The organism is Ignavibacteriales bacterium, assembly GCA_016214905.1.
Taxonomy (GTDB): Bacteria; Bacteroidota; Ignavibacteria; order UBA10030; family SZUA-254; genus PNNN01.
In genome coordinates, this window is the sequence record JACRMQ010000002.1 from 42304 (window position 1) to 68025 (window position 25722).

Below are 25722 nucleotides of genomic sequence, written 5' to 3' on the forward strand. Positions count from 1 at the left end.
AAAAGAGAACTCTCCGTCCCGCTCTTCGAGCGGGATAAACGGCTAATGTATGAATCGCAAAGCGGAGTTTGGTGGGTCTTGTTGATAGCGGTATGATTGCGGAGGCAGGGTTTAGATTTGAGTCCTTCGACTTCGATCAGGACGAGCCTTCGCAGGGGGAGATATCTATTTTGAGTGCTACGTTACACACCACTATATCCCCTCTCGCAGAGATTGTGCTGTGGTTAGATGGGGTTTTTGTGGAGGACTTGACAATATGATTAATTTTTGATAACTTGCCAAAACTTAAAATAAAGAAAACTAAAAGTGGATCCATTTTGGGAAGAACATACAAATTAGAATGGACTTTGTGAGTGAGGAGAGAATTCAACCCATCGATAATAAATAAATAAAACGCGCGATCTGTTTCTACAAAGGAGTCCTTCTGACAACGGTTTATCCGAGGATGTGTTGAAGCAGTCAGAGAATATATCCATAATCACGAAGAACACCATAAAAAGAAAACTAATAAAGAAGAAATGGTATCAATCCTAAAGAAGTACGGTTTTGAATCAATTGAATTTGTAGGAGCAGAAGATAATTGAATTTGGCTTTGAAAAATATGATTCTATTGTGCTGCTTGTCTCTGCTCGTATTTACCAATTATGGTTTGAATCAGGAAACAGGTAAAACCGAATCGATAATTATTGTCGGGGATACGCAACGAACCAGCAAGTGGGAAATCGGTACGGAGCAGAACAAAGATGTTGCGAAGAAAATCTTTGATAGAATCGCTGAAGAAAATCCGACGTGTGTTGTACATTTAGGTGATATGGTTTTCTATGGTTCATCGAAGAGATCGTGGGCATCGTTTGATTCGGATGCCGCTTCGATCATTAAGGATAGTATTCCTATATATCCCGTACCCGGCAATCATGAATATTTCGGCAATAATAAAGCCGCATTGAGTAATTTGTATCAACACTTTCCAATCTTAAAAGATCAAACATGGTATTCGAGGCAAATAAATAAATTGGGGATCATATTCCTCAACTCGAATTTTGCAAACCTTTCGAAAAGTGCAAACAAATTGCAACTCGACTGGTATAAAAACGAATTGGTGAATATGGAAAACGATTCAACTATTGAAAGGATAGTCGTTGTATGTCATCATCCACCATATACAAACAGTACGGTGGTAAGTGAAAGCAAAGAAGTTCAAAAATATTTTGTACAACCATTTATCACGGCTAAAAAGACAGAACTGTTTTTCTCGGGGCACTGTCATAGTGTCGAGCACTTTGTAAAGGATAACAAACATTTCATAGTAAGCGGCGGGGGAGGTGGTCCGCGTCAGAAATTGAAAGTCGCTGCAAAGTGGAAGTATAAAGATTTACATAACGGAGGCAGAATAAGGAACTTCAATTATTGCAAAATATCTTTTAGCGATAATGAAATTAATTTAGAAATAATCGGATGGGACGATGCAATAAAGGAAAGGAAGGTTTTATTCGGGTTTCAGTTGTAATGTAAATGAGGTTATCCAAAACTGAGATTGTTTATATCTGAACATCGAAAACCGCCAATAACAAAAAAATCATAATCCTTGCCTATTTCACAAATTTTTAGTAGATTTAATAAGTTATTTTTGAAAACCTATCATATTTTATCATTTTCAAGGATTTTTCGTGGCTTTAAGACAGAAATTAACACATTCATATAGGCAGGACGAGGTTTTAAAGAAATGGTATCTCGTTGACGCAGAGGGGCAAACACTGGGCCGTCTCGCAAGCCGCATTGCAACCGTACTGCGTGGCAAGAATAAACCACAGTTTACAACGAACGCCGACTGCGGCGATTTCGTAATTGTGGTGAACGCGGATAAAATAAAGATCGCCGCTAAACGTGAGGAGTTGAAAACTTATTTCCATCACACATTATATCCGGCAGGCGCAACGGTTGAATCGTACAAAGAGTTGATTAAAACAAATCCCGAGCGCATTGTAACGATGGCGATTAAAGGAATGATACCGCATAACCGGCTTGGAGTTCAGGTTATAAAAAAATTAAAGGTATACCGCGGAACGGAACATCCACACTCGGCACAAAAGCCCGAACCACTTAAGTTTAATTAGGAGTTGAAAGAATTAAATGGCAGCATTTCATAGAATAGCAGTTGGCAGACGCAAGACAGCAGTTGCACGCGTAATTTTAAAACCCGGTTCAGGAGAAATTAAAATTAACGACATCGCTCTGGAAAAATATTTTCCCATCGAGACTTTAAAAACAGATGTGCTTCTTCCATTTACAGTTACCGAATTACTAGGTAAATACGATGTGGACGCGATAGTCAACGGCGGCGGATCGAGCGGACAAGCAGGCGCTGTGAAGCTCGGTATATCACGCGCTTTAGTAGATCTTAATAACGATTTGCGCGGAAAACTCCGCGAGCATGATTTGCTCACTCGTGATTCGAGAATGGTTGAGCGTAAAAAATACGGTCAACGCAAAGCACGCAAGAGATTCCAGTTCAGTAAGAGATAATTTTTTAGCAAATGAGTATGTGAGAATTTTAGTAGATGAGATTGAGAAGAATAATTTACTCAACTACTCTTATACTGAACTACTCAAATACTTAATTAATCAATCATACTCTCTGATTTTGAGGGAAGTGTCACGTTATAAACGGGATCCCCTCAGAAGATGACGGGAGTAGAAGAAACAACTAACATAAAGGAGTAACAAATGCCACGTATAGAATTAGCCGACCTACTTGATGCAGGCGCTCACTTTGGGCACCTCACACGCCGTTGGAATCCCAAAATGAAACCGTTTATTTTTATGGAAAGAAACGGTATTCATATCATCGATCTGAAAAAAACACAAGACCTTTTAGAAGGTGCCGCGAACGCTCTCGCTAATATTATTGGCGAAGGGAAGAAAGTTCTTTTTGTCGGAACAAAAAGTCAGGCAGCGGTGGTGATTGAAGAAGAAGCGAAAAGATGCGGTGCGTTTTACACATCGTCGCGCTGGTTGGGCGGTATGCTCACCAATTTTTCAACGATCAGAAAAAGTGTTAAGCGTCTCCAGAACATCGAAAAGATGGAAACCGACGGAACTTACGATAAGATAACGAAGAAAGAAGCATTAGTGTTAGATCGTGAAAAAGAAAAACTTTCGGATGTTTTATCGGGCGTGGTTGATATGACACGATTGCCGGGGGCTTTATATGTAGTCGACATTAAGAAAGAAGAAATCTCGGTGCGTGAAGCAAAGCGCTTGGGAATTCCGGTGTTCGCGATTGTAGATACGAATTGCGATCCAACATTCGTCGATTATCCCATTCCGGCGAACGATGACGCGATTAAATCAATTCAGGCGATAACCAGAGTGATGGCAGACGCGGTTCTTGAAGGACAGGAACGTGTAAGCGCTATGCAACAAGCACTTAATGAGCAAGAACAAGAAAAAGCTCCCGAACCGAAACAAAGAAGAAAATAATTTGAACAATTTATAAACTGAAGAATAGTGAGTTTTAAAAATGGAAATTACGTCAGAACAAGTTAAATCATTACGCGATAAAACAGGCGCCGGAATGATGGATTGCAAGAAAGCGCTTGCAGAATCGAACGGCGATATGGATAAGGCAATTGATTACCTGCGGAAAAAAGGTGCGGCAACCGCAGAGAAGCGGGCTGATCGCGCTACAAATCAAGGTGTGATCGAAGCATATATCCATGCAGGTGGGCGAATCGGTACGATGGTTGAAGTGAACTGCGAAACCGATTTCGTGGCGAAGACAGACGACTTCAAAGCATTCGCGCGTGAGTTAGCGATGCAAATAGCTGCAATGAATCCGTTATACGTCAGTCGTGAAGATGTTTCGAAAGATGTTATCGAACACGAAATGGAAATTTACCGAACACAAGCAAAGAACGAAAAGAAACCCGATCAGGTCGTCAACCGGATTGCCGAAGGTAAGTTGGAGAAATATTACCAGGAGTTTTGCCTGACAGAACAAATCTATATCAAAGATTCAGGAAAAACGATTAAGGATCTGATCCTCGACCTGACGGCAAAGACGGGTGAGAAGATAACAATCCGACGTTTCAAGCGTTTTCACCTTGGAGAAAATTCATAAAAACAAAAATTCAGGTCTCGCATTTGTGAGACCTTTTTTTTATATGGGATATGAAAAAATATAAACCGGCATTCAAAAGAATCCTTCTAAAAGTCAGCGGTGAAGCGCTGATGGGGGAAAAAGAGTTCGGAATAGATTCTAATATTCTGAGCAAGTTCGCATCTGAGATCGGTCAGATACATAAGTACGGGATCGAAATCGGAATCGTCATCGGAGGCGGAAACATTTATCGCGGTGTCGAGAATTCGTCCGATGGTGTCGATAAAGTAACCGGTGATCATATGGGAATGCTTGCTACAATCATAAACGGTCTTGCGTTGCAAAGCGCGCTTGAACATCACGGCGTTTTCACCCGATTAATGAGTCCGATAAAAATGGAAGAGATGGCAGAACCATTCATTCGTCGGCGAGCGATCAGACACTTGGAGAAGGGGCGTGTTGTAATCTTTGGCGCAGGGACCGGTAATCCATATTTCACAACCGATTCTGCGGCGGCACTCAGGGCAATGGAAATCAATGCAGATGTCATCATCAAAGGCACACGTGTTGACGGAGTTTACGATTGCGATCCTGAAAAACACAAAAATGCGCTGATGTACAAAGAAATATCTTATCAGGATGTGTTGGAAAAAGATTTGAAAGTTATGGACCTTACCGCGATAACGTTATGCAAAGAAAACAAGATGCCGATTATCGTATTCAACTTCAATAAATCCGGAAATTTAAAACGGCTTGCACAGGGACAAAAAGTAGGAACGGTTGTTCACGCGAAAGCCAAAAGAATTTAATAAATAGACTTGTCGAACTATTTAAGGAATAATTATGATAAAAGATATCATTAAACAAACAGACGACAAGATGCACAAAGCTGTAGAAGTTGTGCGTCATGAATTCATAAAAATCAGAACCGGGAAAGCAACAACAGCTCTGCTCGACGGTGTGAAGATCGATTACTACGGACAGCATTCACCTCTCACGCAAGTAGCGAACGTCAGCGTTAAAGACATCCACACAATATCGGTGCAACCTTGGGATAAAACAATGATTCAACCTATAGAGAAAGCGATCATCGCCGCGAATTTAGGTTTGAATCCGATCGTTGATGCAAATGGTATTCGTGTTCCAATACCTCCTTTGAACGAGGAAAGAAGAAAAGAACTCGTTAAATTGGTAAAGAAATTTGCCGAAGAAGGCAGAATTGCCATACGCAATATCAGACGTGATGCGATTGAACATCTGAAGAAATCGGAAAAAGACGAACATTTTTCCGAAGATGAACGAAAACGTGCCGAGCAGGATGTTCAAAAAATGACCGATAAATTTATTAAAGATGTTGACGGTTTAGTTGTGTTGAAAGAAAAAGAGATAATGGAAGTTTAATCAACTGATTAAGCGAGATTCTACAGTGGAAATTGATGCCGATTCGAGATTTTGAGTCGGCATTTTGTTTTGAGTGAGGACGCTCACTGATAATTGAGGTTAGATAAATGTTCGAAACATTTCGGTAACCTCAAACGTAAAATGAAGTAAGCAATTAAAGAAAGCCAAAAAAATGGAAGCAAATGGACATACAAACCGCAGATTATATAAATCGCGCCGAAACAAAGTGATAGACGGCGTGTGCGGAGGTATTGCTGAATATTTCGATGTTGACCCGACAATAGTACGACTCCTTTGGGTGCTCGTTACATTCATGGGTGGTTCGGGTTTTATACTATATATCGTTGGTATGATTATTATGCCGGTGAATCCCGAACATTTGGTATCCACAACCCCTCAGGTGCAACCGGTCAGCAATGGAACGGATAAAAAAAGATTTTTTGGCGTTATGTTAATACTCGCCGGTGCCTTCTTTTTACTTCTGAACATCGGCTGGTTCTGGGGTTTTAGCTGGTGGTCTTTTTCTCGATCCGTCCTACTACCCGTACTGTTTATAATACTCGGAGCATTTTTTATTTATATGCACACCTCGAAACGAAAAAATAACGCGGGACCGGCTTCAGAAAATATGTCAGAAATAAATCCGGAACCTTTTATTGGACGATTGAAAGAATTACGACGTTCAAGAACTAATCGAAAATTATTCGGAGTTTGCGGCGGCTTAGCGAACTATTTCGATTTCGATCCTACGCTCATGAGATTTATCTTTATAGCGTTGGTATTTATTTCATTCGGTTGGGGTTTGCTCATCTACATCATACTCGGCATAATCATGCCGGAAGAAAAATTAACTGAAACATCCGCATAAGGAAATTAAAATGAACGGAAATGTAAAAAAAGTTTCGTGGTTCGGAATAGTCTTAATCATTCTCGGTTTATTTATGCTCTTAGATCGATTCGATCTGATTCAATTTCATTTTTCCAGTGTATTTTGGCCCCTCATGATGTTGCTTGGGATCATGGCGGTTGCCCGCGGATTCAATCAGAACCGGCGTGGTAAAATATTCTGGGGGACATCGCTCTTTCTATATTCACTTTTTTTCCTTCTCAAATCTATAGACTATTTCGAAATTTACGGGCAAACGATATTCCCCGCAACGTTTTTAATTTTCGGAATCGCTTTCTTCATGCTCTACATTAACAACCTGAAAGATTGGCCATTCTTAATTCCTGCTTTATTATTAATCGGAATAGGCGGAGCGTTCCTTCTGAGCGAGTATGGATATCTATACAGGTGGGATGTGATAGATGTGGTGCGCACATATTGGCCCGTTATATTAATTCTCACCGGAATCGGACTATTATTCCGAAGATATAATCCTAAATCAGATGTTGTGATCCCGAATGAAAATTCAACTACTCAAAATTCAATTAAATAACCTCAATCATTTTGTAATTTGATTTAATCCTTTTTCAAGTCGGGTAATCCCTTCGGCGAAATCGTTCGGCTCGCACCCTAAGCCGAGACGGATAAATTGCGGCATGTCGAAAAATCGCCCGGGGGTAACAGCGGTATCGTAATCTTTCATTAAAACCTCGGATAGTCGGTCTGCATTTAGGTTTTTTGATTTCAAGAAGATTGTTGTTCCAAATCCCGGTATCACTGCTTCAAGTTCATTATTTCTCTTCATAAACGAATTCAATATTACGTGATTTTTTGAAAGTATATCCTTCGACCATTTACTGATCGTCTCTAAATTCTTGAAAGCAATTACGGCTAACTGCTCAGCAGCATAGACATGCTTCACATAAAACAGATCGTTGAGAAGCCACATCTTTTTAATCAACTCTTTATCTGCAAAAACAAATCCACTACGTATACCGCTCAATCCATATACTTTAGTTAAACTGTTCGTCACTATGAAATTATCGTCTAAATGAAATGACGAACACGGAGCGAGATCGAATGCAGAATCGAGATACACTTCATCAACGCATACATAAGCACCGACCGATTTAGCTATCTTTCCGATTTCTTTTAATGTCATATCATCTGTATAAACACTACTCGGATTGTGCAGATTGGTTAGAGCAATCAATTTTGTATTGGATGTAACCTCTTTTTTCAGTGAATCGATGTCGATCTGAAAACCATCTTCAAACCTGCGATAGAATCTTTTAATTTTATAACCGACATGTTCAGCCGCGGAAATAATAAGTTCGTATGTAGGATGCTCAATTAGTATTTCAGCCCCCGGTTCAAACATAACGGAAAGCGTCATGAAATTGGCAAATGATGTTCCGAGCGTTGTAAATATATTCTCTTGAGGGATGCTGTATTTTTTCTCAATTTCTGCGAGAAGCGGTCCATAACCGTAGTGATGAATACCGGTCAACTCAAGGTCGCTTATGCGCACAGGAAGTTGTGATAATTTGTAACTCATTAATCCGCTGTTGGCAAGATTGTATTGTACGTGGAAGTTAGATTTTGCCCATCTCATATAAGGTGAATGCATCGTCAGGTTTGTTGTCATGATGATATTTTGAGCTCTAGTGAATAATATCTGCTTTCTTATCAAAATATAAAGAAATGGGATCTGAATACCAATCGATCTATAATTGGAATGCCGATAATAAAACCTTATATTAATACAGAACTTCCGGGAGATAAAGCGGAAGACATCAAGTACTTTAAAGAAAGAAACCTCCCATGAAATCAGACTTATTTAAGCTGAGCAAGGGTATGATTGCTTTGTTGGAAAAGCATGGAATAACAACACCTACACAAATTCAAACTGAAATTATACCTGCGATTATGGCCGGGGATGATGTCCTTGCCCAATCCGAAACCGGTTCAGGAAAAACTTTGAGTTTTGCGATTCCTTTGATAGAACGTATCGAACGAAATGACGGTTTGCAGGCATTGATCCTCGTCCCAACCCGTGAATTATGTGTGCAGATAACGGAAGAATTTATGAAATTTTCACACGGCAAACACATAGGCATTGTTGCCGTGTATGGCGGAGTATCGATAAATACACAGATAAAAAAATTAAAAAAAGTGAATATCGTTGTTGCAACTCCGGGTCGGCTTTTAGATTTACTCGATAGAAAGGCACTGACACTTTCAACAATCAATTACATGGTTTTCGATGAAGCAGATAGAATGCTGGATATGGGATTCATTCCGGATGTAGAAAGAATATTACGACGCATGCCGCAGAAGAGGCAGACAATGTTGTTCAGCGCTACCGTTTCAAAAGAGATAACAGAATTGAGTAGAAAGTATCTCATCAATCCCAAGTTTGTGCATCTTGCTTCTGCCGTGAAGCCGGAGTTTTTACGGCAAACTTATTACCAAACGCAACAGGAATTAAAATTACCTCTTCTCGTTGCACTTTTAAAAAATGACAGAGATTTAGCATTAGTATTTTGTAACCGTAAACATGTCACCGCGAAGCTTGCCAAGAATTTATCGAGGCAGGGAGTAAGCGCGAAATGTTTACACGGAGATATGTCTCAATCGCAGCGAGAACGCGCGACCAATGATTTCAGGAACAAAAGATTTTCGGTTCTGATTGCCACAGATGTTGCCGCCCGTGGTTTACACATCGAAGATATTACGCATGTTTATAATTTCGAGATACCGAAAGATGTAGATTCATACACGCACAGAGTTGGGCGTACAGCCCGCGCTGGAAAAAAGGGGGAAGCGATATCGCTTGTTGCCGGCGGTGACGAACAAAAATTTTTCAAACAGATTTTGTTCAAGTACGGCGGAAGCATCACATTGAAAAGCGTTAACAAAGCCGATTTACCCGCCATCATACAACCGGCTGAGCAATCGAAAAAGAGCAGCGGCGGCGGACATCAACATGGTCATCAGGGAAGAATCCTTAACCGCGGTGATAAAGGAAAGAAAAATAAACCATCGCATGACAACCGAGATGCGGGAAATAAAAACAGATCATTCAAACACCATGACGATACTGTAAAAACAAGTAAACAACCTCACCAACATTTTGAACATTCAAAAACTGAAAGAGAAACTCAGTTTAAAGAGAAGAACGAGAAAAAGCATAAAAAGAACTGGCGTGAGAAATGGTTGGGGCTTATAGAAAAACCATCTGAGAATAAAACAACCAGATAGAGAGTTCCCGTGAAGTACCCGATTTATTTCTCCAGCACTTTTCTCAAAGTTTTCAAAAGAATTTCTGCCGTGTATGGTTTTTGCAGATGAGTGCTAACTCCTGATAGTGATGAGGTAAGGGAAGATATATCCATTTTCTCGCCGCTCATTGTGATTACCGGAATCTTACTGTTAAATTGGCGAAGAGCTTTATACATCTGGATACCATCCATCATCGGCATCATCAAATCGATTATCACGATATCTATTTTATCTTTATTCTGAGCATAGGTAGCGATACCTTCAATGCCATCTTTGGCTGTGAATGTATGATAACCGTATAATTCCAATGTCTGTTTTATTATATCGACTATAGAATCTTCATCGTCAACTACCAGTACTCCTTCTCCTTTACCTACGATTAGGTCGACTATTTGGTTAGATACAGATTTATCTCCAATATCTTCAACTGCCGGGATGTAAATATCGAATATGCTTCCTTTTCCGATTTCACTGCTTACATCGATAAAACCACCATGCTCTTTCACGATTGTGTGAGATGTTGACAAACCGAGACCTGTGCCTTTCCCGATTTCCTTGGTTGTAAAGAATGGATCAAATATATTTTCGATTATATCGGGTGGAATTCCGTGCCCTGTATCGCGAACCGATATTTTAACGTACTTCCCTTCATGCGCCTGTATCTGCATTTTTGCAAATTGTTTATCCGCAATAAAATTAGAGGCAGTGATCGTGATCGTACCGTTCTCAGTAATTGCGTCGCGTGCGTTTAAAGACAGGTTCATAAGGACCTGATGTAACTGCGTGGCGTCACCTTTTACAACCCAAAGATCAGAAGCGATGTCGGATGTAACATTAATATTTTTCGGAAACGTTTCATGAATTATATTCAAAATCTCTTTGACAATATGTTTCGATTGCAAAACATCATGTTCAGTGTTAATTCCGCGAGCGAAAGTTAGAACCTGCTTAATTATATCCCGCCCTCTAATTACGTTACCGGATAAGGTTGATAATATCTTCTGACTTTTTTCATCTGTAGCAAATCTTTTTAGCATATCGATTGATAGCAGGATAGGAGATAACACATTGTTCAGATCGTGAGCTATACCGCTTGCCAATGTTCCCAGGCTATCTAGGCGTTGAGTTCGAAGCAGTTGTACTTCTAACGATTTTCGTTCTGTAATATCGAGTACGAATCCTTCATAATACTTCGTCTTTCCTTCAGCATCTCTGATGGCATGAGCGGATAGAAGGATGGAAATAGGTTTGCCGTCTATCTTTTTCCAATAGAGTTCTAAATTTGTCACATATCCCATCGTCTCCTGATCATATCCTCTGATCAGTTTTTCTCTATCAACGTGGTTGTAATAACAATCTTTGATGTTTACTTTAGTCAATTCATCAACCGATTGGTATCCTAGCATTGAAGCGAGACTTTGGTTCGCTGTGATAAATTCACCCGAGGGGGTTGATTGATAAATTCCGATTGGAGACCATTCAACAATCTCTTTAAACTTCTTCTCGCTATCTAGAAGAGATATTACAGCTTTCTTATGTTCTGTAATGTCGCGAGTGACACCTAACAATTTTACAACCTCACCCGCGGCATCATGCATCGGTGCGGCATGAGTTTCTAACCATCGTCGAGTTCCTTTAAGACCGACAACTTCAAATTCCAACACACCAGTTTCACCATTCATTACTCGCTTATGCAGGTCGCGAAATGCTTCGCGGTATTCGGGCATTATAAATACGATAAGAGTATGCTTTTGCACTTCACCGAAAGTATTCGCTTCAAGCATCTTGATACCCGCAGGGTTCATTTCCAAAAGTTCTCCGTCGCGGGAAATAACCTTTACGCATTCAGGTTCGGTCTCAAAAATTGTACGAAAAAGTTCTTCAGTTTCATGATATGTGTTTTTCGCTGTCTTGCGCTTAGTCATATCTCGGGTCATTACCATCAATTCTTTTCTCCATTAAATCCTATTAATGCGATACCTATTTCAGCATCACCATCGCCGCAGTTCTTATAACGGAGCCGGGTTTCAGATGATGAATTAATATCTCCAAAACTATCAAAAAGTTCAGGATGCCTTAACCTGTACTGATTATTTTTTTTCCAGATTTTATTTCCATAACCCATCCTTTATAGAATTAAGTACCTCGATTTAATGACCGCGAATTTTAAATAAGCAAGGGAAACATGTATAATACCCCCGATTGTTGAAAGCATGAGAAACGTTATTTATCCTCTCTAATAAGAAGATATTGAACCGAGATCGAAAAAAATATTTATTAAATAATTCCTGATAACTAAACATAATTGCGGGCTCTTATATATTAACGATATCAGTGAAAAAATTTAATTGAAAATATATGACGATTGATTCAATTAAATGATATGTTAGTATAATAAAAAAAAGGTGTGAAAGTCAATAGATAAGTCGATAAATTGAAATTATTTTATAACCGAATTGGCAATATGGAGGATGTTTTCGATATAATTTTATGATATACACTATGTTATCGCACCCCGATTAAATTGTGTGGCTCAGAACCAATTAATCATTTCATCTCTTCCTTGAAATAGTAAGAGGTATTGAAAAACAGCTGATTTTGAGTATAGTGTAGGGGACTGCAAAAAACGAACGATTTTAAAACCCTCCGTTCTACCGAATTTATAATATTTAAAAACGATAGAATTTGACATATTATATCTCCAATTAACCAACCATAATTTAGGCGCCGCCCGATGAACAGACGGCACCTCTTAACGGAAGACGACCTCGCGATTATTGTAATATATAAAATTGAAAAAGTCAAGCTAGAAAATACTTTATAATTGACATTGAATCGGTGATTTAATAACTTATATCCAATAAATCGATGTATAGGAAAAAGATCTCTTTGCAGAATGAGTCATTTTTTGAAGGCGTAAGAATTTATGAATAAGAACAGCAAAGAAATTCAAAAAAAGCTGTTAACACCGTACAAAGATTTAATATTAATTTCGGTCGTTGCTGTTGTTCTTTTTATTGCTGGATCAATTTTCAATTTCGCCGATAGCATCGCACACTTAGTAGTCCGGATACACGATTTATTTTATCCATTCGATGAGATATTGACGGTATCCATTTTTTTAGTATTCGCTTTTATCTTATTTTCGTTACGTAGGTGGAAAGAGCTAAGAGATGAACTCGTCAAAAGCAAATCTAAAGAAGCAGAGATAAGATTACTTGCCCAAACTGTTGTATCTGTAAAAGATTGCATTTCGATAACCGACCTGAATGATAATATTATTTTTGTGAATGACTCGTTACTTAAAACGTATGGATACACGGAAGATGAACTGTTAGGAAAGAAAGCATCGATTTTCCATTCACGCGATATACCACCGGACATTGAGAGACAAATTCTTCCGTCAACACTTGCCGGAGAATGGCACGGTGAATTAATTAATCGCCGTAAAGATGGGAGTAATTTCCCCATTGAACTATGGACATCGCTTGTCAAAGGTGAAGATGGCGAGCCGGTTGGAATGGTTGGCGTTGCAAGAGATATTACGAAGCGAAAACATGCTGAGGAAGTACTGCACAGAAAAGAAGAACATCAATCACTTGTTCTCCAATCGTTACCGATGGTCTTTTATATGGCACAAGCAACAGCCGAAATGACGACCACATGGATAAGTGAGCAAGTAGAAAATATTACAGGTTTTACACCGAAGCAGTTTACAGAAAGTTCAACATTCTGGCAAAACCGGCTTCATCCCGATGATCTTGAAAGAGTGTTAAGAGAACATGATACAGTGTTCAAAAATAATTATGTTCATACCCAATATCGATGGCATTGTGCCAATGGATTGTATCGCTGGTTCTCCGATCATATGGTGCTGACACGGGAAAATGGAGGCAAACCGAAAGAGATTGTTGGAATCTGGAGAGATATTACGGAGCGCAAGCGCCTGGAATTTGAAAAAGAAAAACTTATTTCAGAGCTGAAGGAAGCGATAGCAAATATAAAAACATTGAGCGGTTTTATCCCAATTTGCGCTTCGTGCAAAAAAATAAGAGATGACAGGGGATATTGGAATCAGGTTGAAGAATATGTGATGAAGCATTCAGACGCGAGGTTCAGCCACGGTTTCTGCCCGGAATGTACTGAAAAATATTTCCCGGGTATTTCAAAAGAATAAAAAAATCGGAATAAAGAGTATAGCATCAAATCGATGAACATTCCTCTACTCGTACTTAATAAACAATCGAATATGATCGAATATCCCTGTACTCAGTCAGTGTGCCTCTAACCAGTTATTACCAACTCCAACATCAACCACGATCGGAACGGAAAGGGGAAGCGCATTTTTCATCTCTTCAACAATCAGGACTTTAGCTTTTTGCTCTTCGCTCCTGGCTGTTTCGAACACAAGCTCATCATGTACCTGCATTAACATGCGAATCTTAGATTTTGGATTTGAAATCTGTGCATGAATTCTGATCATCGCCAGTTTTATCATATCTGCCGCCGTACCTTGAATCGGCATGTTAATCGCTTGACGTTCAGCATTACTCCGGATATTCTGGTTGCGACTGTTTATGTCCGGAAAATATCTTCGCCTGCCTAATATCGTTGCCACATAACCGTTCCGTTTTGCGGTTTCGATTGTATCGTTTATGTACTGTTTTACTTTTGGGAATCGCTCAAAATATTTAGTGATAATATCTTTCGCTTCGGTCTGAGGTAAATCGAGACGGGTAGCTAATCCATACGGACCTATCCCGTACATTATACCAAAATTAATTTCCTTGGCTTTCCGCCGCATTTCTTTTGAAACCTCATCGAGAGGAACACCAAATACTTTCGCGGCAGTAGTAGAGTGTATATCTTCACCGTTCTGGAATGCCTCAATCAATCCTTCATCATGAGAAATATGTGCCATAACCCGAAGCTCGATCTGTGAATAATCTGCGGAGATAATAACCTTTCCTTTTTCACTTGGTATGAACGCGCGGCGCATTCTGCTCCCAATCTCGGTTCTGATCGGAATATTTTGCAAGTTCGGGTCACTGCTGGATAAACGTCCGGTAACGGTAACCGTCTGATTGTACGAAGTGTGTAGTTTTCCGGTCCGTGGGTTTATCAAGGAGGGTAACGCATCAACATATGTACTTTTTAATTTCTGGAGCTGTCGGAATTCGAGAAGATTTTCAATCAAAGGATGCTCATGCCGTATAGTTTCTAATGTTCCTACATCGGTTGAGTAACCTGTTTTGGTTTTCCGTCCAGTGCGAAGTTTCAATTTATCGAAAAGGATTTTGCCGAGCTGTTGGGTGGAGTTTATATTGAATTTCTCTCCCGATAGTTTGTATATCACGGCAGTAAGATTACTGAGTGTATTTTCGAGTTCCTTAGAAAGATCGGCGAGGAATTTGATGTCAAGTTTTACACCCGCAAACTCCATTTCTGCTAAAACTGGGATCAGAGGGAATTCGATATCTTCTGCCAAGTGCTTCAGGTTTTGCTTAATTATTTTCTCGCCAAGTTGTTCGTACAATCGTTGAGTGAAATCCGCATCTTCATTTGAATATTCTCCGACGGTTTCAGGTTGAATATCGCGAATATCTTTTCTATCTTTACCCGTACCTGTTAGTTCATCGAAAGAAATCATTTTATAATTCAAATGTTCAGAGGCAAGTGAATCAAGATTATGCTGGCCATCGGGGCGTAGTATGTAACTTGCAACCATCGTATCAAACATTTTACCGTGAGTCTGTATCCCGTGTGCTGCTAGCACCAATATATCGTACTTTATGTTTTGTCCGATCTTTTTTATTTTTGGATCGGCGAATATAGGAGAGAGGGAATCTCTGACTAAAGACAACGGGAGTCCGATTTTATCGTAGATGTGAGATGTTGGATTTGGGATATTCGCTGCCGAAGCTGTTTGCGATGTAAATAAATCTCTTTGCTCCCCGCTCTTATCTCGAACTTCTAATCTTCCAGCTCTATGCCCTTCGCTTTCAACATCACACTCACTTTTCACCGGAACATACCATGCTTCTCTCGATTTTAAGGAGAAGGATAATCCAACCAATTCGGCTTGCAGCGGATCGGTGGATGTAGTTTCCGTATCGAATACGAACTCTTCGCAGTTTGCGAGGATTTTAACCAGTTTAAGAAAATCTTTTTCATTATCGACGAAATGGTACTTATGTTCATCACTTCTAATATCAGTTGACTCTGATTTTGGTAATTCTATCTCAGTGGCATCTTTTTGCGGTGGAACTGCTGAAGATATTTTTCTCAAAAGCGCTTTAAATTCAAGTTCAGTAAATAACTGAATTAACTTCTCGCGATCGAATGGTTTTGCTTCAAGGTGGTGTATATCAACATCGACAGGAACGTTACAATCGATCGTCACCAATTCTTTTGAGAGAATGGCTTTATCTTTATGTTCTTTTAACTTATCGTGCAATCCTTTTTGCGATATCTCATTTATGTTTCTATAAAGATTCTCAATGGTTTTATATTTCTGGATAAGAGGGGTAGCGGTTTTTTCTCCCACACCCGGAACACCCGGAACATTATCAGATTTATCACCTATAAGACCAAGCATATCAATCACATTGTCAGGTGCGACTCCAAATTTTTCGTGCACACCTTTTTCATCAATAATTTCCCATTCATCTCCCTGCTTGCCGGGTTTGTACATCTTTATCCGCGAAGAGATGAGTTGCATAAAATCTTTATCACCGGTGACTAAGAATGTATTCACCTTCTGACGTTCGGCTTTTCGCGCGAGTGTTCCCATTATATCGTCGGCTTCATAACCGGGCATCTCTAAGCTTGGAACATTGAATGCCCTGACAACTTCTTTTAATTTATCCAATTGCGCCGACATATCTTCGGGCATTTTCTGTCGGGTTGCTTTATATGGTTCATACATTTTATGTCGGAATGTCGGCTCCTTAGTATCGAATACAACCGCGATATGTTCTGGCTTTTCATCATTTAAAATTTTCATCAATGTATTGACGAAACCGAAAATCGCGCTGGTGTTTTCTCCTTTCGAGTTAATGAGCGGGCGGCTGATGAATGAAAAATAAGCTCGGTAGGCAAGAGCCATACCATCGAGCAGGAATAATCGTTCAGATGATGCCATTAGAAAATGATTTGGAAAAATGTGAAAATATGTGGCTTTTCTCAAGATACCATTTCGGAATAATGATTACAAATAACAGTTGACTTTTAAGCGGAATTGATGTACAATAGTTGATAAATATTTTATTCGGTCAGATATGAACGAAAAAATTCGAGAATTGATTTTCAGTATTCATCCATCATTTAATAGCAGGTGCCATATGAATTTTGTTAGACCTATTAACTTTATTTTTCGGAGATCTAAGTGTATGACAAAGAACCATGCAACACTCGAAGAGATGTGGACGATAGTTTCGCTCATCGCCCTATTCTTTTTTACCGGTACCATTTTTGCACAACTACCAGATCTGACGATTTCTAACGTGATAGTTCCGGTATCTGCTTCGTCTGGTGAATACATCACCATCAAGTGGACTACCTCGAACATAGGAAGTGGCTCCACAGGCGGTGCCTTTTTGTTCGACGGGATATACATTTCCACCGACCAAAATTTTGACAAATCAACAGATACCTATTTGAGTATATACTTCCATTCAGTAGCGATTCCCGCCGGCTCGAGCGAAGAAGATTCGACGATCGTGATGGTACCCGACAGTTTAAATGGAAATTTTTATATTTTTGTAAATGCAGACGACTTTTCAGGTTTGAGTGAATCGAATGAGACGAATAATTACGCTCATTCGTCGGTGATCAATTTTAGTACGAACGCTCCGGATCTTAATGTTCTAAGCGTTACTGCCCCGGCAACCGGATCTTCACAGCAATATATTCAGGTCAGCTATTCAGTTTCCAACATTGGAACAAAAGATATTACCAACCAGTCGTGGTACGATTATATTATACTTTCGTCAGATACGGTGTATGATAATGGAGATGATGTTTTCCTCGGTACGGTATCGATGGATACCTCATTAACAATCGGAGATTCGTATACCAGAACAAGTTCCGTTTATTTGCCTACGGGCTTGAGTGGTATATACTATATTTTGGTGCGTACGAATGCGTTTGATTTCCTTAACGAAACGAGCCCTGACAACAATCTTGGCAGATCGGCTCCAATCAGTATCGATTTCAAACGACCCGATCTTATCGTTTCACAAATTAACAGACCAGACACAGTAAACGCTGGTGACAAACTCAGATTTTCATATCAAATTACCAATACCGGGGATACAAGCACCAACTCTCAGCAATGGTATGATGAGATTTTCATATCATCTGATTCCCTTGCGGGAAATGACACACTTTTGACGCTCTACTTACGTTCGACGAATCTGGAACCGGGTCAGAGTTTAATGGTAACTGACAGTGTCTCGATGCCGTTTGGATTACCGAAAGGAAATTACCATATCGTTGTCGGATGTGATATGCTGAATCAGATTAACGAGTCGAGTGAAACAAATAACACGCGGATCTCGAACCCATTTCTTTATGGCTTCAACGGTCCTGATCTCATGGTAACTAAAGTTCAAACACCTGCGAACGCTTTTTCCGGGCAGCAGATAGAAATTAATTGGATTGTAAAAAATGACGGTACACTTGCTACCAATGTACCGCAATGGTATGATCGGGTATATCTATCACCGAATCCCGTTTTTGATCCAATGGGTGTTACAACATTGGGATATTTTGATAATATGAGTTATCTGGGACCGGGTGAAAGCTATTCTAACACACAGCATGTAACACTTCCAAATGGAATTAACGGAAGTTATTATATCTTTGTGCAATCGGATGCATTCGCGCAGGTAACAGAAGTGGATGAATCAAATAATTTCATGAAAAATGATACCGCGATGCAAGTGAATCTTTCCGCCGCATCTGATCTGATTGTAAGCGCGTTCTCGAAACCAAGTACTGCATTCTCGGGAGATACAATCGATATTTCCTACACCATAAAAAATGTTGGAAACGGATCGACAATCAGCGCACAATGGTATGATGTTCTTTATTTCACGCAGGATACCGTGCTCGATGTACGAACGGCTAAATGGCTCTCATGGAATCAGCACGACGGTGTTCTTGCGCCGGAAAGTTCGTACACCAGAATTGACCGCGTTGTTCTTCCGAATGCGATCTCGGGGAAGTATTTCTTTTATCTCAGTACAGACAATTTTAACAACGTTTATGAGTTTACAGCCGAAAGCAACAACACGAGACGCGAATCCATTGATGTGGTGCTTACTCCGCCACCCGATCTTGTAGTCACTAATGTCTCCGGACCACTAACCGGAAATTCCGGAAAACGAATTTTAGTTTCTTGGAGTGTACAAAATCAAGGTTCTAATCCTCCGTTCGAATCGGGATGGCAGGATAGATTGTATATCTCACCATCATCAACGTTCAATCCTGAATCGGCATACGTTCTCGGAACGTTCACTCACTATGGAATCCTCGAACCTGATTCAACCTACACAAAATCAGACAGCGTTCTCATCCCGGATGGATTATCCGGGCAGTTGTACATCTACGCAAATACTGACTGGAAAAATGATGTTTTCGAGTATCTTTTTGAAAAGAATAACTTTAGACGTTCTTCCGCCACCATTCAGGTAGAACTCAGTCCTTGGCCCGATCTCGATATCACATTGATGACAAATCCCTCAACTGTCTCTGCAGGTCAACAGGTAACTATCAACTGGAATGTTACAAACTCGGGGGTTGGTGCTGCAACATCTCCGTTATGGAAAGACAAAGTGTACATTTCTTCTTCTGCCGTTTGGGACTCTGCTTCCTCGACGTTATTAAAAGATGTTCCGCGTACCTCGCCGCTATCACCTTCGGGTAGTTATTCACAAACCGCGTCTGTAACTTTGCCCGTAACGATTTCAGGAACATACTATTTCTATATCATCACCGATGCGGAAAACAATGTTTATGAACATACGGATGAAGGAAATAATATCGAGAGAAGTTCAGCGGTGTCTGTGCAACCATATCCACCTATCGATCTTCAGGTTGGAAATATTGCCATCCCATCGTCGGGATTCTCCGGGCTTCCGGTTTCGATGCAGTACACTATACAAAACATCGGCACGGGAAAAACACTTGCACCTAAATGGGACGACGCAGTATATCTCTCAGAGGATTCAATCCTTAACGTGGGTGTGGACAGTATTCTTACAGTTGTTCGTAGAATGGGTGCGCTTGATATTGGAGAAAGTTATTCGCGGGATATAAGCGTCCGATTACCTGATGGCGTATCAGGAAATTATTATATTTTAGTTCGGAATGATACAGGTAACGCCGTTAATGACAGTAACATCCTGAATAATCTAAGATTTTCATCATCGATGATATCCATCGCACTTTCACCGCCACCGGATCTCCACGTTGCATCTTTCACCACACCGAGCGAGGGTCGATCGGGACAACCAATTACAGTACGCTGGACAATCCAGAACAGTGGATCGGGACAAACACTTGTTTCATCATGGAATGACGCAATCTATTTATCGACTGATATCTATCTTGATCCGGTAGACACGAGACTTGCAACAAAATCGCATAATGAAGGACTTACCGCCGGTCAATCATATAATGATAGTCTTGAGGTTGTACTTCCGAATTACGCTTCAGGTGATTTATTTCTTCTGATCCAAACCGACAGTAAAAAAGAAGTGTTCGAACAATCCGGTGAAAGCAACAATATACTCAGTCGACCGATTACCGTGAATATCGCTGCACCTTCAGATCTCATCATTTCAAACATCATGGTTCCGGATAGCGCTATATCGGGAGATGAGGTAACAATTTCATGGACAATTCGGAATCAGGGGTCGAATCCCGCAACAGGGTGGATCAATGATGTAGTTTATCTCTCATCCGATTCTACTTGGGAAGTAACCGATCCGGTTTTTGGAATCTACATAAGGAACATTAATCTCGCACCTGGGGCTTCAATGCAAGCGAGCATGAAAGCTAAGATTAGTCGCGCGTTCCTCTCAGATTCTGCCGGTAACATCACCGGTCCGGTGCCGGGCTTTGCACCCGGAAATTATTATACAATTGTTCGAACAGACATCCGTAACTATATCCATGAGAATAATGAAAATAATAATACAGGAACATCATCCGGAACAACTCGTGTCGATGTTCAGGCACTCGAACTCGATATTCCAACATTAACATCATTCGTTGAAGGTGAGCAAAAATATTACCGGGTTAACGTGGTTGCCGGACAAACTCTGAAGGTGACACTAGACGGTAATACCCCGAACGGCAGTCTTGAAATGTATGGACGTTTTGGTATGGTACCTTCCCGGTCGCAGTACGATGTTGCCTATACAACAGCATTCTCCACTCATCAACAGATTACAATTCCCGAAACGCATAATGGCACATATTACATTCTGATTTATGCTGATCGTGTGGTGGGGGATTCGATTGGAACTACAATTCTCGCTCAATCTTTATCGTTCGGAATAAATACGGTGTCGCCAGCTAAAGGTGGAAATTCTGGTGATGTTACAATTGCAATTGAAGGAGCCCGATTTGTAAATGGCAGCACAGTGAAACTGCTCGGTTCCGGCGGTGCACTGCCGAAACTCATTAAGAGTACTTTCATCGATGCATCACGGATCGATGCGACATTCGACCTGACCGGTAATCTTCCTCTTGGTACATATGATGTCGTTGTGCGGCGTCCTGATAATTCAGAAGCCACACTCACCGGTGGATTTACGTTGGAACCCGGGAAAAATCTCACCGCAAACTTGGGCTTTGCACCACCAAGCGCAATAGCGCGGGGAGGATCAGGATTCTACTCCATCTCGGTTGAAAATACAACCAACATCGATCTTCCGTTCATGACTGTTTACATCATTATACCTGCGGGGCAAAGTTATAGTGTAAACTCGAACAACATGCAAACTCTGAGTCAGTTACTGCCTGATACACTTAAAAACGCTGTTCATCTTCAGAATCATTTTGATGAAGGATTTTGGCGGTTCATACCGCTTACAGCGAGGGATGTGCGGATTGGTCAACGCTTGAACATTGCTCTGCAAGTGAACAATGTTGAGGGTACTGAATTCCCAATCCAGATAGCCGTTGATGCGATTGACCGAAAAGGATTTGTTGAAGGACAACTTCTCTATCTTGAACTGTTCCGGCAAGCTCTTCTCAGAGACTCGAGTGGTAAATTCGCTCCTGAGTTTTATCATCTCGCGCAGACACCGCAAGAATTTATAAATACACTAATGCAGGTTTATGTTGATCTTGGAATTCTTACATCGTCTGACGTATCACTTGTAACTTCGAAACAACTTCAGGAAGCTGTTGAAAAAGTTTCTCGTCTTCCCCTCGATCCGAAGAAGCTTGATGCCGTGTTCAGACCAATGATTACATCGTGCGAGAACGAGTTAAATTGGCTCGAACTTGGCGGAAGGTTAGCTATCATCGCAATCGGTTTGGTTACCGGTGCTCTGCTCGCACCGGTGACATTAGGTGTTGGAGCTGTCCTCGCTGTTATAAGTGGACTCGGTTTGGGTATGAATATCGGTGCAATCATCAACGATTCTCCCGGACTAATGTCCAGAATATTCTGCGATGATCCTCGAACTCCCACTCCGGTTGTTGCATCGAGAGATCCAAATGATATTCTAGGTCCGGCAGGATATGGAGAAAAGAAGTGGGTTGCTGTCACGCAGACGATGACCTACACCGTGCGATTCGAAAATGATCCGAAACTAGCAACAGCACCTGCTCAGACTGTCACCGTTAATATGGATGTTGACAGCACGCTGGATATTCGGTCGTTCCGTCTCGGTAATTTTGGATTTGGGAGTTTCACATTCAATGGTGCAGAGAACCGGTCGCATTATTCAAAGCGGTTGGATGTTCTTGACACGCTTAGTATTTATGTTGATGTTAGCGCTGGAGTCGATGTGGATAAAAACAAAGCATTCTGGATATTCAAATCGATAAATCCCGCGACAGGGGAACTTCCATCCAATCCTCTTTCCGGATTCCTTCCCGTCAACGATTCGCTCCATCGCGGCGAGGGCTTTTTAACATTTTCTGTTAAACCAAAATCAACTTCACACACCGGTGACATTATAAATGCGAAAGCGCGTATCGTCTTCGATGTCAACGATCCGATCGATACACCTCCCATATTCAACACGATCGATGCAGGATTGCCTTCCAGCAGCGTTCGCTTGTTGCCACCAATCACTCCGGATACAACCTCATTCATCCTCCGGTGGGCAGGTGCGGATGATTCAACAGGTTCGGGGATCAAAAATTATTCGGTCTTCGTTTCTAAAAATGATAGTCCGTTTATTCCATGGCTCTCCAACATTACAGATACGATGGCAACCTTCACAGGTGAATCTGGAAATCGGTATGGTTTCTTCAGTTTGACAACCGATAATGCAGGTAACGTTGAGATCGCAAAATCGTCTGCAGATGCTGTGACATTGATAACAGGATTAGATGATCAACTACAAAATATTCCAACTGTATTCAGACTCCATCAGAATTATCCTAATCCATTTAATCCGAGCACAGGAATTCGCTACGAACTCCCGAAGACTTCGCATGTAACTCTTACGATCTTCAATTTACTTGGACAGAGAGTTGCAACTATAGTTGATGAAGTTCAGGTGATGGGTTATAAGAGGGCGGAGTTCGACGCATCACATCTGGCAAGTGGTGTTTACTTCTATCGTATAGTTGCGGAGAGTGGTGGAAAATTCTTCAGCGATGTTAAAAAGATGGTACTGATAAGGTAGAGATAAATAAATATAGATTGGCAACACGAAGGGTGAGTTTGCAAACTCACCCTTTTTTTTATTTACTCCGATTGGTTATTTGGTGAGGGGTGAACCGAGGAAAATATAGTGACGATAAACTCGAGAGAACTGTCGGGTAAAAATAACCAATTTCTTGGTTTTAGTTGAGAATTCCTTAAAATAGAACGGAATATGAAGCTTTTGACAGGGTCGCGTTTCGGAAGATTTTTTTAGAAAAGATTTGACATTTGATAGAAATCTAACTACAATACCTCTGAAATAATAAGCGATAAAAGCTTCATAGGAAGAGGATAGTTAACTGATTCTGCAAGAATAATTATCTTCTCAAACAGAAAGGGGTTCGTATGAGATTTCTCGTAATAGCTGTAACTTCTCTGATCTTTATTTCATCTTTCTCATTTGGGCAAACGGAAGCATGGAGATTGCCGGGACACTATTTTTCAGCTACTCATGGGGATAACGGGAGTTTGTTTTTAGCGCATGATAATTATTTATTTATGCCATATACCTTGCCGGATACGATAAAAAAATCAATTCGTCCGGTATCGTAATAATAGAGAAGGAAGTCAATTCCTACATCAAAGATATTATTTATAGCGGAAGCGGATTGTACACTTTATTCCATACCGGGACGACTTACGACAGCATAACATATTTCGATAATGATCTGAATCGGCTTTGGGGAATCGATCTCCCATCAAATATTATAATGACTATTTATTCACACCCTGTTCCTGATGCCAGTGGAAATCTTTACATGATTGTTAATAATCCTGTATCTCTAATGAAAATTACAAAAGATGGTGCGATTGCTTTCACCAAAGCTATCACCCGTCCGGTTTTTAATACGATTGAACTTGAAGATTATGCAGGTCCGGTCATCGATAACAATGGTAGAATAGCTATTGTTCAATGTGTTGTCGATTATAATTATAAGGAAGAAAAGGGTATTAAACTCGAAACAAATTATGGTTATTATTATCTGTTCCGGACCGATACTGCTAACGCTACACCACTTAAGCAGTCAATCATATTGAAAAAAGATAAAGCACTTTATTTTAAGGATGCTGGTACTAAATCTGAAGATTTTCAACTTGATGATTATTCATACCTATTAAAAAATTTGATTCTTCAAAATGGAAGCGTTGTGGTAGGGGGAATGCATTCATATCAGTCCAGGAAAGTTACAAAATCATGGAAAGAAGAAGCATTGAGTCAATGGCGGATGATGGTTGCTCGAACTGATGGTAAAACAAAAAAATTCTCGTTCAAAGGTACCGGTGGAGATACATGTAATGGTGGTGTACCTGGATTGAATTACAGAAATGACGATAAGGCAAATAATCTTGAATGGATTGGTCATGGAACCGGTGATAATGTTTGTTTGATCGGCACAATTGCAAAGAATAGACTCAGATGCGGGGAAGGTGAGTGGAAGAATAGTGGAGTAGTTATGGGTTATAATCTTTCAACCAATAAGGTTACTTGGAAAATAAAGGCGCCGGATACCGGTTATGGCGCCATCTGCCAAAAAGAATCAGGAAAAATTTTAGCAGGCTTTTATGACGGAAATTCTATGTCGTATCAGGTGTTTGATCAAAATGGAAATAGGGGTCCGCTTTTATCATTCCCGGAAGGATTTCCTCACTATCCATCAAGCATGTTGAAAGAAATCAATAAAAAAGATGATGTGATGTACTTAAATTTAGGGACACCGTCAGGCTGGTACTTCGGAAAATTTTCGTTACCCACAATGCAATTCACTCCTGCTACGTTTAGTTCATTTGTAGAAGAGCCGATGCAATTCTCGTTACAACAAAACTATCCCAACCCGTTCAATCCATCGACCAAGATAGAATTTACACTTCCACAGGCATCAGTTGTTACATTGAAAATCTACAACATGCTTGGTCAGGAAGTTGAGACAATTCTTAATCGTCAGGAGATGGAAGAAGGTTATCAGGAGATAGAGTATAACGGAAGTGTGTTATCGTCTGGTGTTTATTTCTATCGTTTAGAAGCAAACGAATTATCGAATGAAGATGCCACAGGAGGTAAGAAATATACAGAATTGAAAAAAATGATCTTGATGAAATAATTTATCAACATTAGTGCTGCTAAAATTGGGTGAGTTGAAAAACTCACCTTTT

The 25722-nt window shown here is 40.4% G+C and carries 18 protein-coding genes and 1 pseudogene; 15 read left to right on the forward strand and 4 right to left on the reverse strand.

The genetic code is table 11. The features are described from left to right. Window positions 1-601 precede the first annotated feature (601 nt). The 10 genes and pseudogenes from HZB59_00990 to HZB59_01035 all read left to right on the forward strand — a co-directional run bounded on the left by HZB59_00990 (window position 602) and on the right by HZB59_01035 (window position 6939). A complete protein-coding gene (locus tag HZB59_00990) occupies window positions 602-1507 on the forward strand; it encodes a metallophosphoesterase (GenBank protein ID MBI5019991.1) in 906 nt (301 codons plus the stop codon). A 160-nt stretch (window positions 1508-1667) separates the two neighbouring features. After that, window positions 1668-2114, forward strand: a complete 447-nt coding sequence (gene rplM, locus HZB59_00995) for a 50S ribosomal protein L13 (protein MBI5019992.1) — start codon at window positions 1668-1670, stop codon at window positions 2112-2114. A gap of 16 nt (window positions 2115-2130) precedes the next feature. Then, window positions 2131-2523 carry a 30S ribosomal protein S9 gene (rpsI, locus tag HZB59_01000; protein ID MBI5019993.1) on the forward strand — a complete coding sequence of 131 codons (393 nt, stop codon included), beginning with the start codon at window positions 2131-2133 and terminating at the stop codon, window positions 2521-2523. Between the two features lie 201 nt (window positions 2524-2724). Further along, window positions 2725-3480: a 30S ribosomal protein S2 gene (gene rpsB / locus HZB59_01005; protein MBI5019994.1), complete on the forward strand. Its 756-nt coding sequence runs from the start codon at window positions 2725-2727 to the stop codon at window positions 3478-3480. A 40-nt stretch (window positions 3481-3520) separates the two neighbouring features. After that, entirely contained in the window at window positions 3521-4120 is a 600-nt protein-coding gene (tsf, locus tag HZB59_01010; protein MBI5019995.1) for a translation elongation factor Ts, read from the forward strand. Between the two features lie 50 nt (window positions 4121-4170). After that, the gene (locus HZB59_01015; GenBank protein ID MBI5019996.1) at window positions 4171-4908 is read left to right on the forward strand and encodes a UMP kinase; all 738 of its coding nucleotides are present in this window, start codon (window positions 4171-4173) and stop codon (window positions 4906-4908) included. Between the two features lie 31 nt (window positions 4909-4939). Next, window positions 4940-5500 carry a ribosome recycling factor gene (gene frr / locus HZB59_01020; protein ID MBI5019997.1) on the forward strand — a complete coding sequence of 187 codons (561 nt, stop codon included), beginning with the start codon at window positions 4940-4942 and terminating at the stop codon, window positions 5498-5500. A 172-nt stretch (window positions 5501-5672) separates the two neighbouring features. Then, window positions 5673-5876, forward strand: a pseudogene (locus HZB59_01025) (PspC domain-containing protein). A gap of 252 nt (window positions 5877-6128) precedes the next feature. Further along, a complete protein-coding gene (locus HZB59_01030) occupies window positions 6129-6368 on the forward strand; it encodes a PspC domain-containing protein (protein MBI5019998.1) in 240 nt (79 codons plus the stop codon). A 10-nt stretch (window positions 6369-6378) separates the two neighbouring features. Continuing rightward, window positions 6379-6939, forward strand: coding sequence for a hypothetical protein (locus tag HZB59_01035; GenBank protein MBI5019999.1), 561 nt, complete (start codon window positions 6379-6381; stop codon window positions 6937-6939). 6 nt (window positions 6940-6945) lie between these two features. Here the strand turns inward: HZB59_01035 and HZB59_01040 are convergent, their stop codons facing one another. Next, entirely contained in the window at window positions 6946-8034 is a 1089-nt protein-coding gene (locus HZB59_01040; GenBank protein MBI5020000.1) for an aminotransferase class I/II-fold pyridoxal phosphate-dependent enzyme, read from the reverse strand. Window positions 8035-8210: 176 nt separating this feature from the next. On the opposite strand from HZB59_01040, the gene HZB59_01045 reads away from it, so the two are divergent. Then, window positions 8211-9650 carry a DEAD/DEAH box helicase gene (locus HZB59_01045; protein MBI5020001.1) on the forward strand — a complete coding sequence of 480 codons (1440 nt, stop codon included), beginning with the start codon at window positions 8211-8213 and terminating at the stop codon, window positions 9648-9650. Between the two features lie 23 nt (window positions 9651-9673). On the opposite strand, the gene HZB59_01050 is transcribed toward HZB59_01045, so the two are convergent. Both HZB59_01050 and HZB59_01055 read right to left on the reverse strand, forming a co-directional pair. Continuing rightward, on the reverse strand, window positions 9674-11614 hold the full coding sequence (locus HZB59_01050) for a PAS domain S-box protein (GenBank protein MBI5020002.1): 1941 nt from the start codon (window positions 11612-11614) through the stop codon (window positions 9674-9676). Then, window positions 11614-11796 (reverse strand): hypothetical protein, encoded by a 183-nt coding sequence (locus tag HZB59_01055; protein MBI5020003.1) that lies wholly within the window; start codon window positions 11794-11796, stop codon window positions 11614-11616. The genes HZB59_01050 and HZB59_01055 overlap by 1 nt, the downstream gene beginning before the upstream one ends. Before the next feature lie 801 nt (window positions 11797-12597). Here HZB59_01055 and HZB59_01060 point away from each other — a divergent pair. Then, a complete protein-coding gene (locus tag HZB59_01060; protein MBI5020004.1) occupies window positions 12598-13848 on the forward strand; it encodes a PAS domain S-box protein in 1251 nt (416 codons plus the stop codon). Window positions 13849-13944: 96 nt separating this feature from the next. On the opposite strand, the gene polA is transcribed toward HZB59_01060, so the two are convergent. Then, window positions 13945-16815, reverse strand: a complete 2871-nt coding sequence (gene polA / locus HZB59_01065) for a DNA polymerase I (protein ID MBI5020005.1) — start codon at window positions 16813-16815, stop codon at window positions 13945-13947. Window positions 16816-17062: 247 nt separating this feature from the next. Here polA and HZB59_01070 point away from each other — a divergent pair, with 247 nt between their 5' ends. The 3 genes from HZB59_01070 to HZB59_01080 all read left to right on the forward strand — a co-directional run bounded on the left by HZB59_01070 (window position 17063) and on the right by HZB59_01080 (window position 25670). Beyond that, window positions 17063-23551 carry a T9SS type A sorting domain-containing protein gene (locus tag HZB59_01070; protein MBI5020006.1) on the forward strand — a complete coding sequence of 2163 codons (6489 nt, stop codon included), beginning with the start codon at window positions 17063-17065 and terminating at the stop codon, window positions 23549-23551. Between the two features lie 365 nt (window positions 23552-23916). Beyond that, window positions 23917-24123, forward strand: a complete 207-nt coding sequence (locus HZB59_01075) for a hypothetical protein (GenBank protein MBI5020007.1) — start codon at window positions 23917-23919, stop codon at window positions 24121-24123. 56 nt (window positions 24124-24179) lie between these two features. Further along, window positions 24180-25670: a T9SS type A sorting domain-containing protein gene (locus HZB59_01080; GenBank protein ID MBI5020008.1), complete on the forward strand. Its 1491-nt coding sequence runs from the start codon at window positions 24180-24182 to the stop codon at window positions 25668-25670. The last annotated feature ends 52 nt before the right edge of the window (window positions 25671-25722 follow it).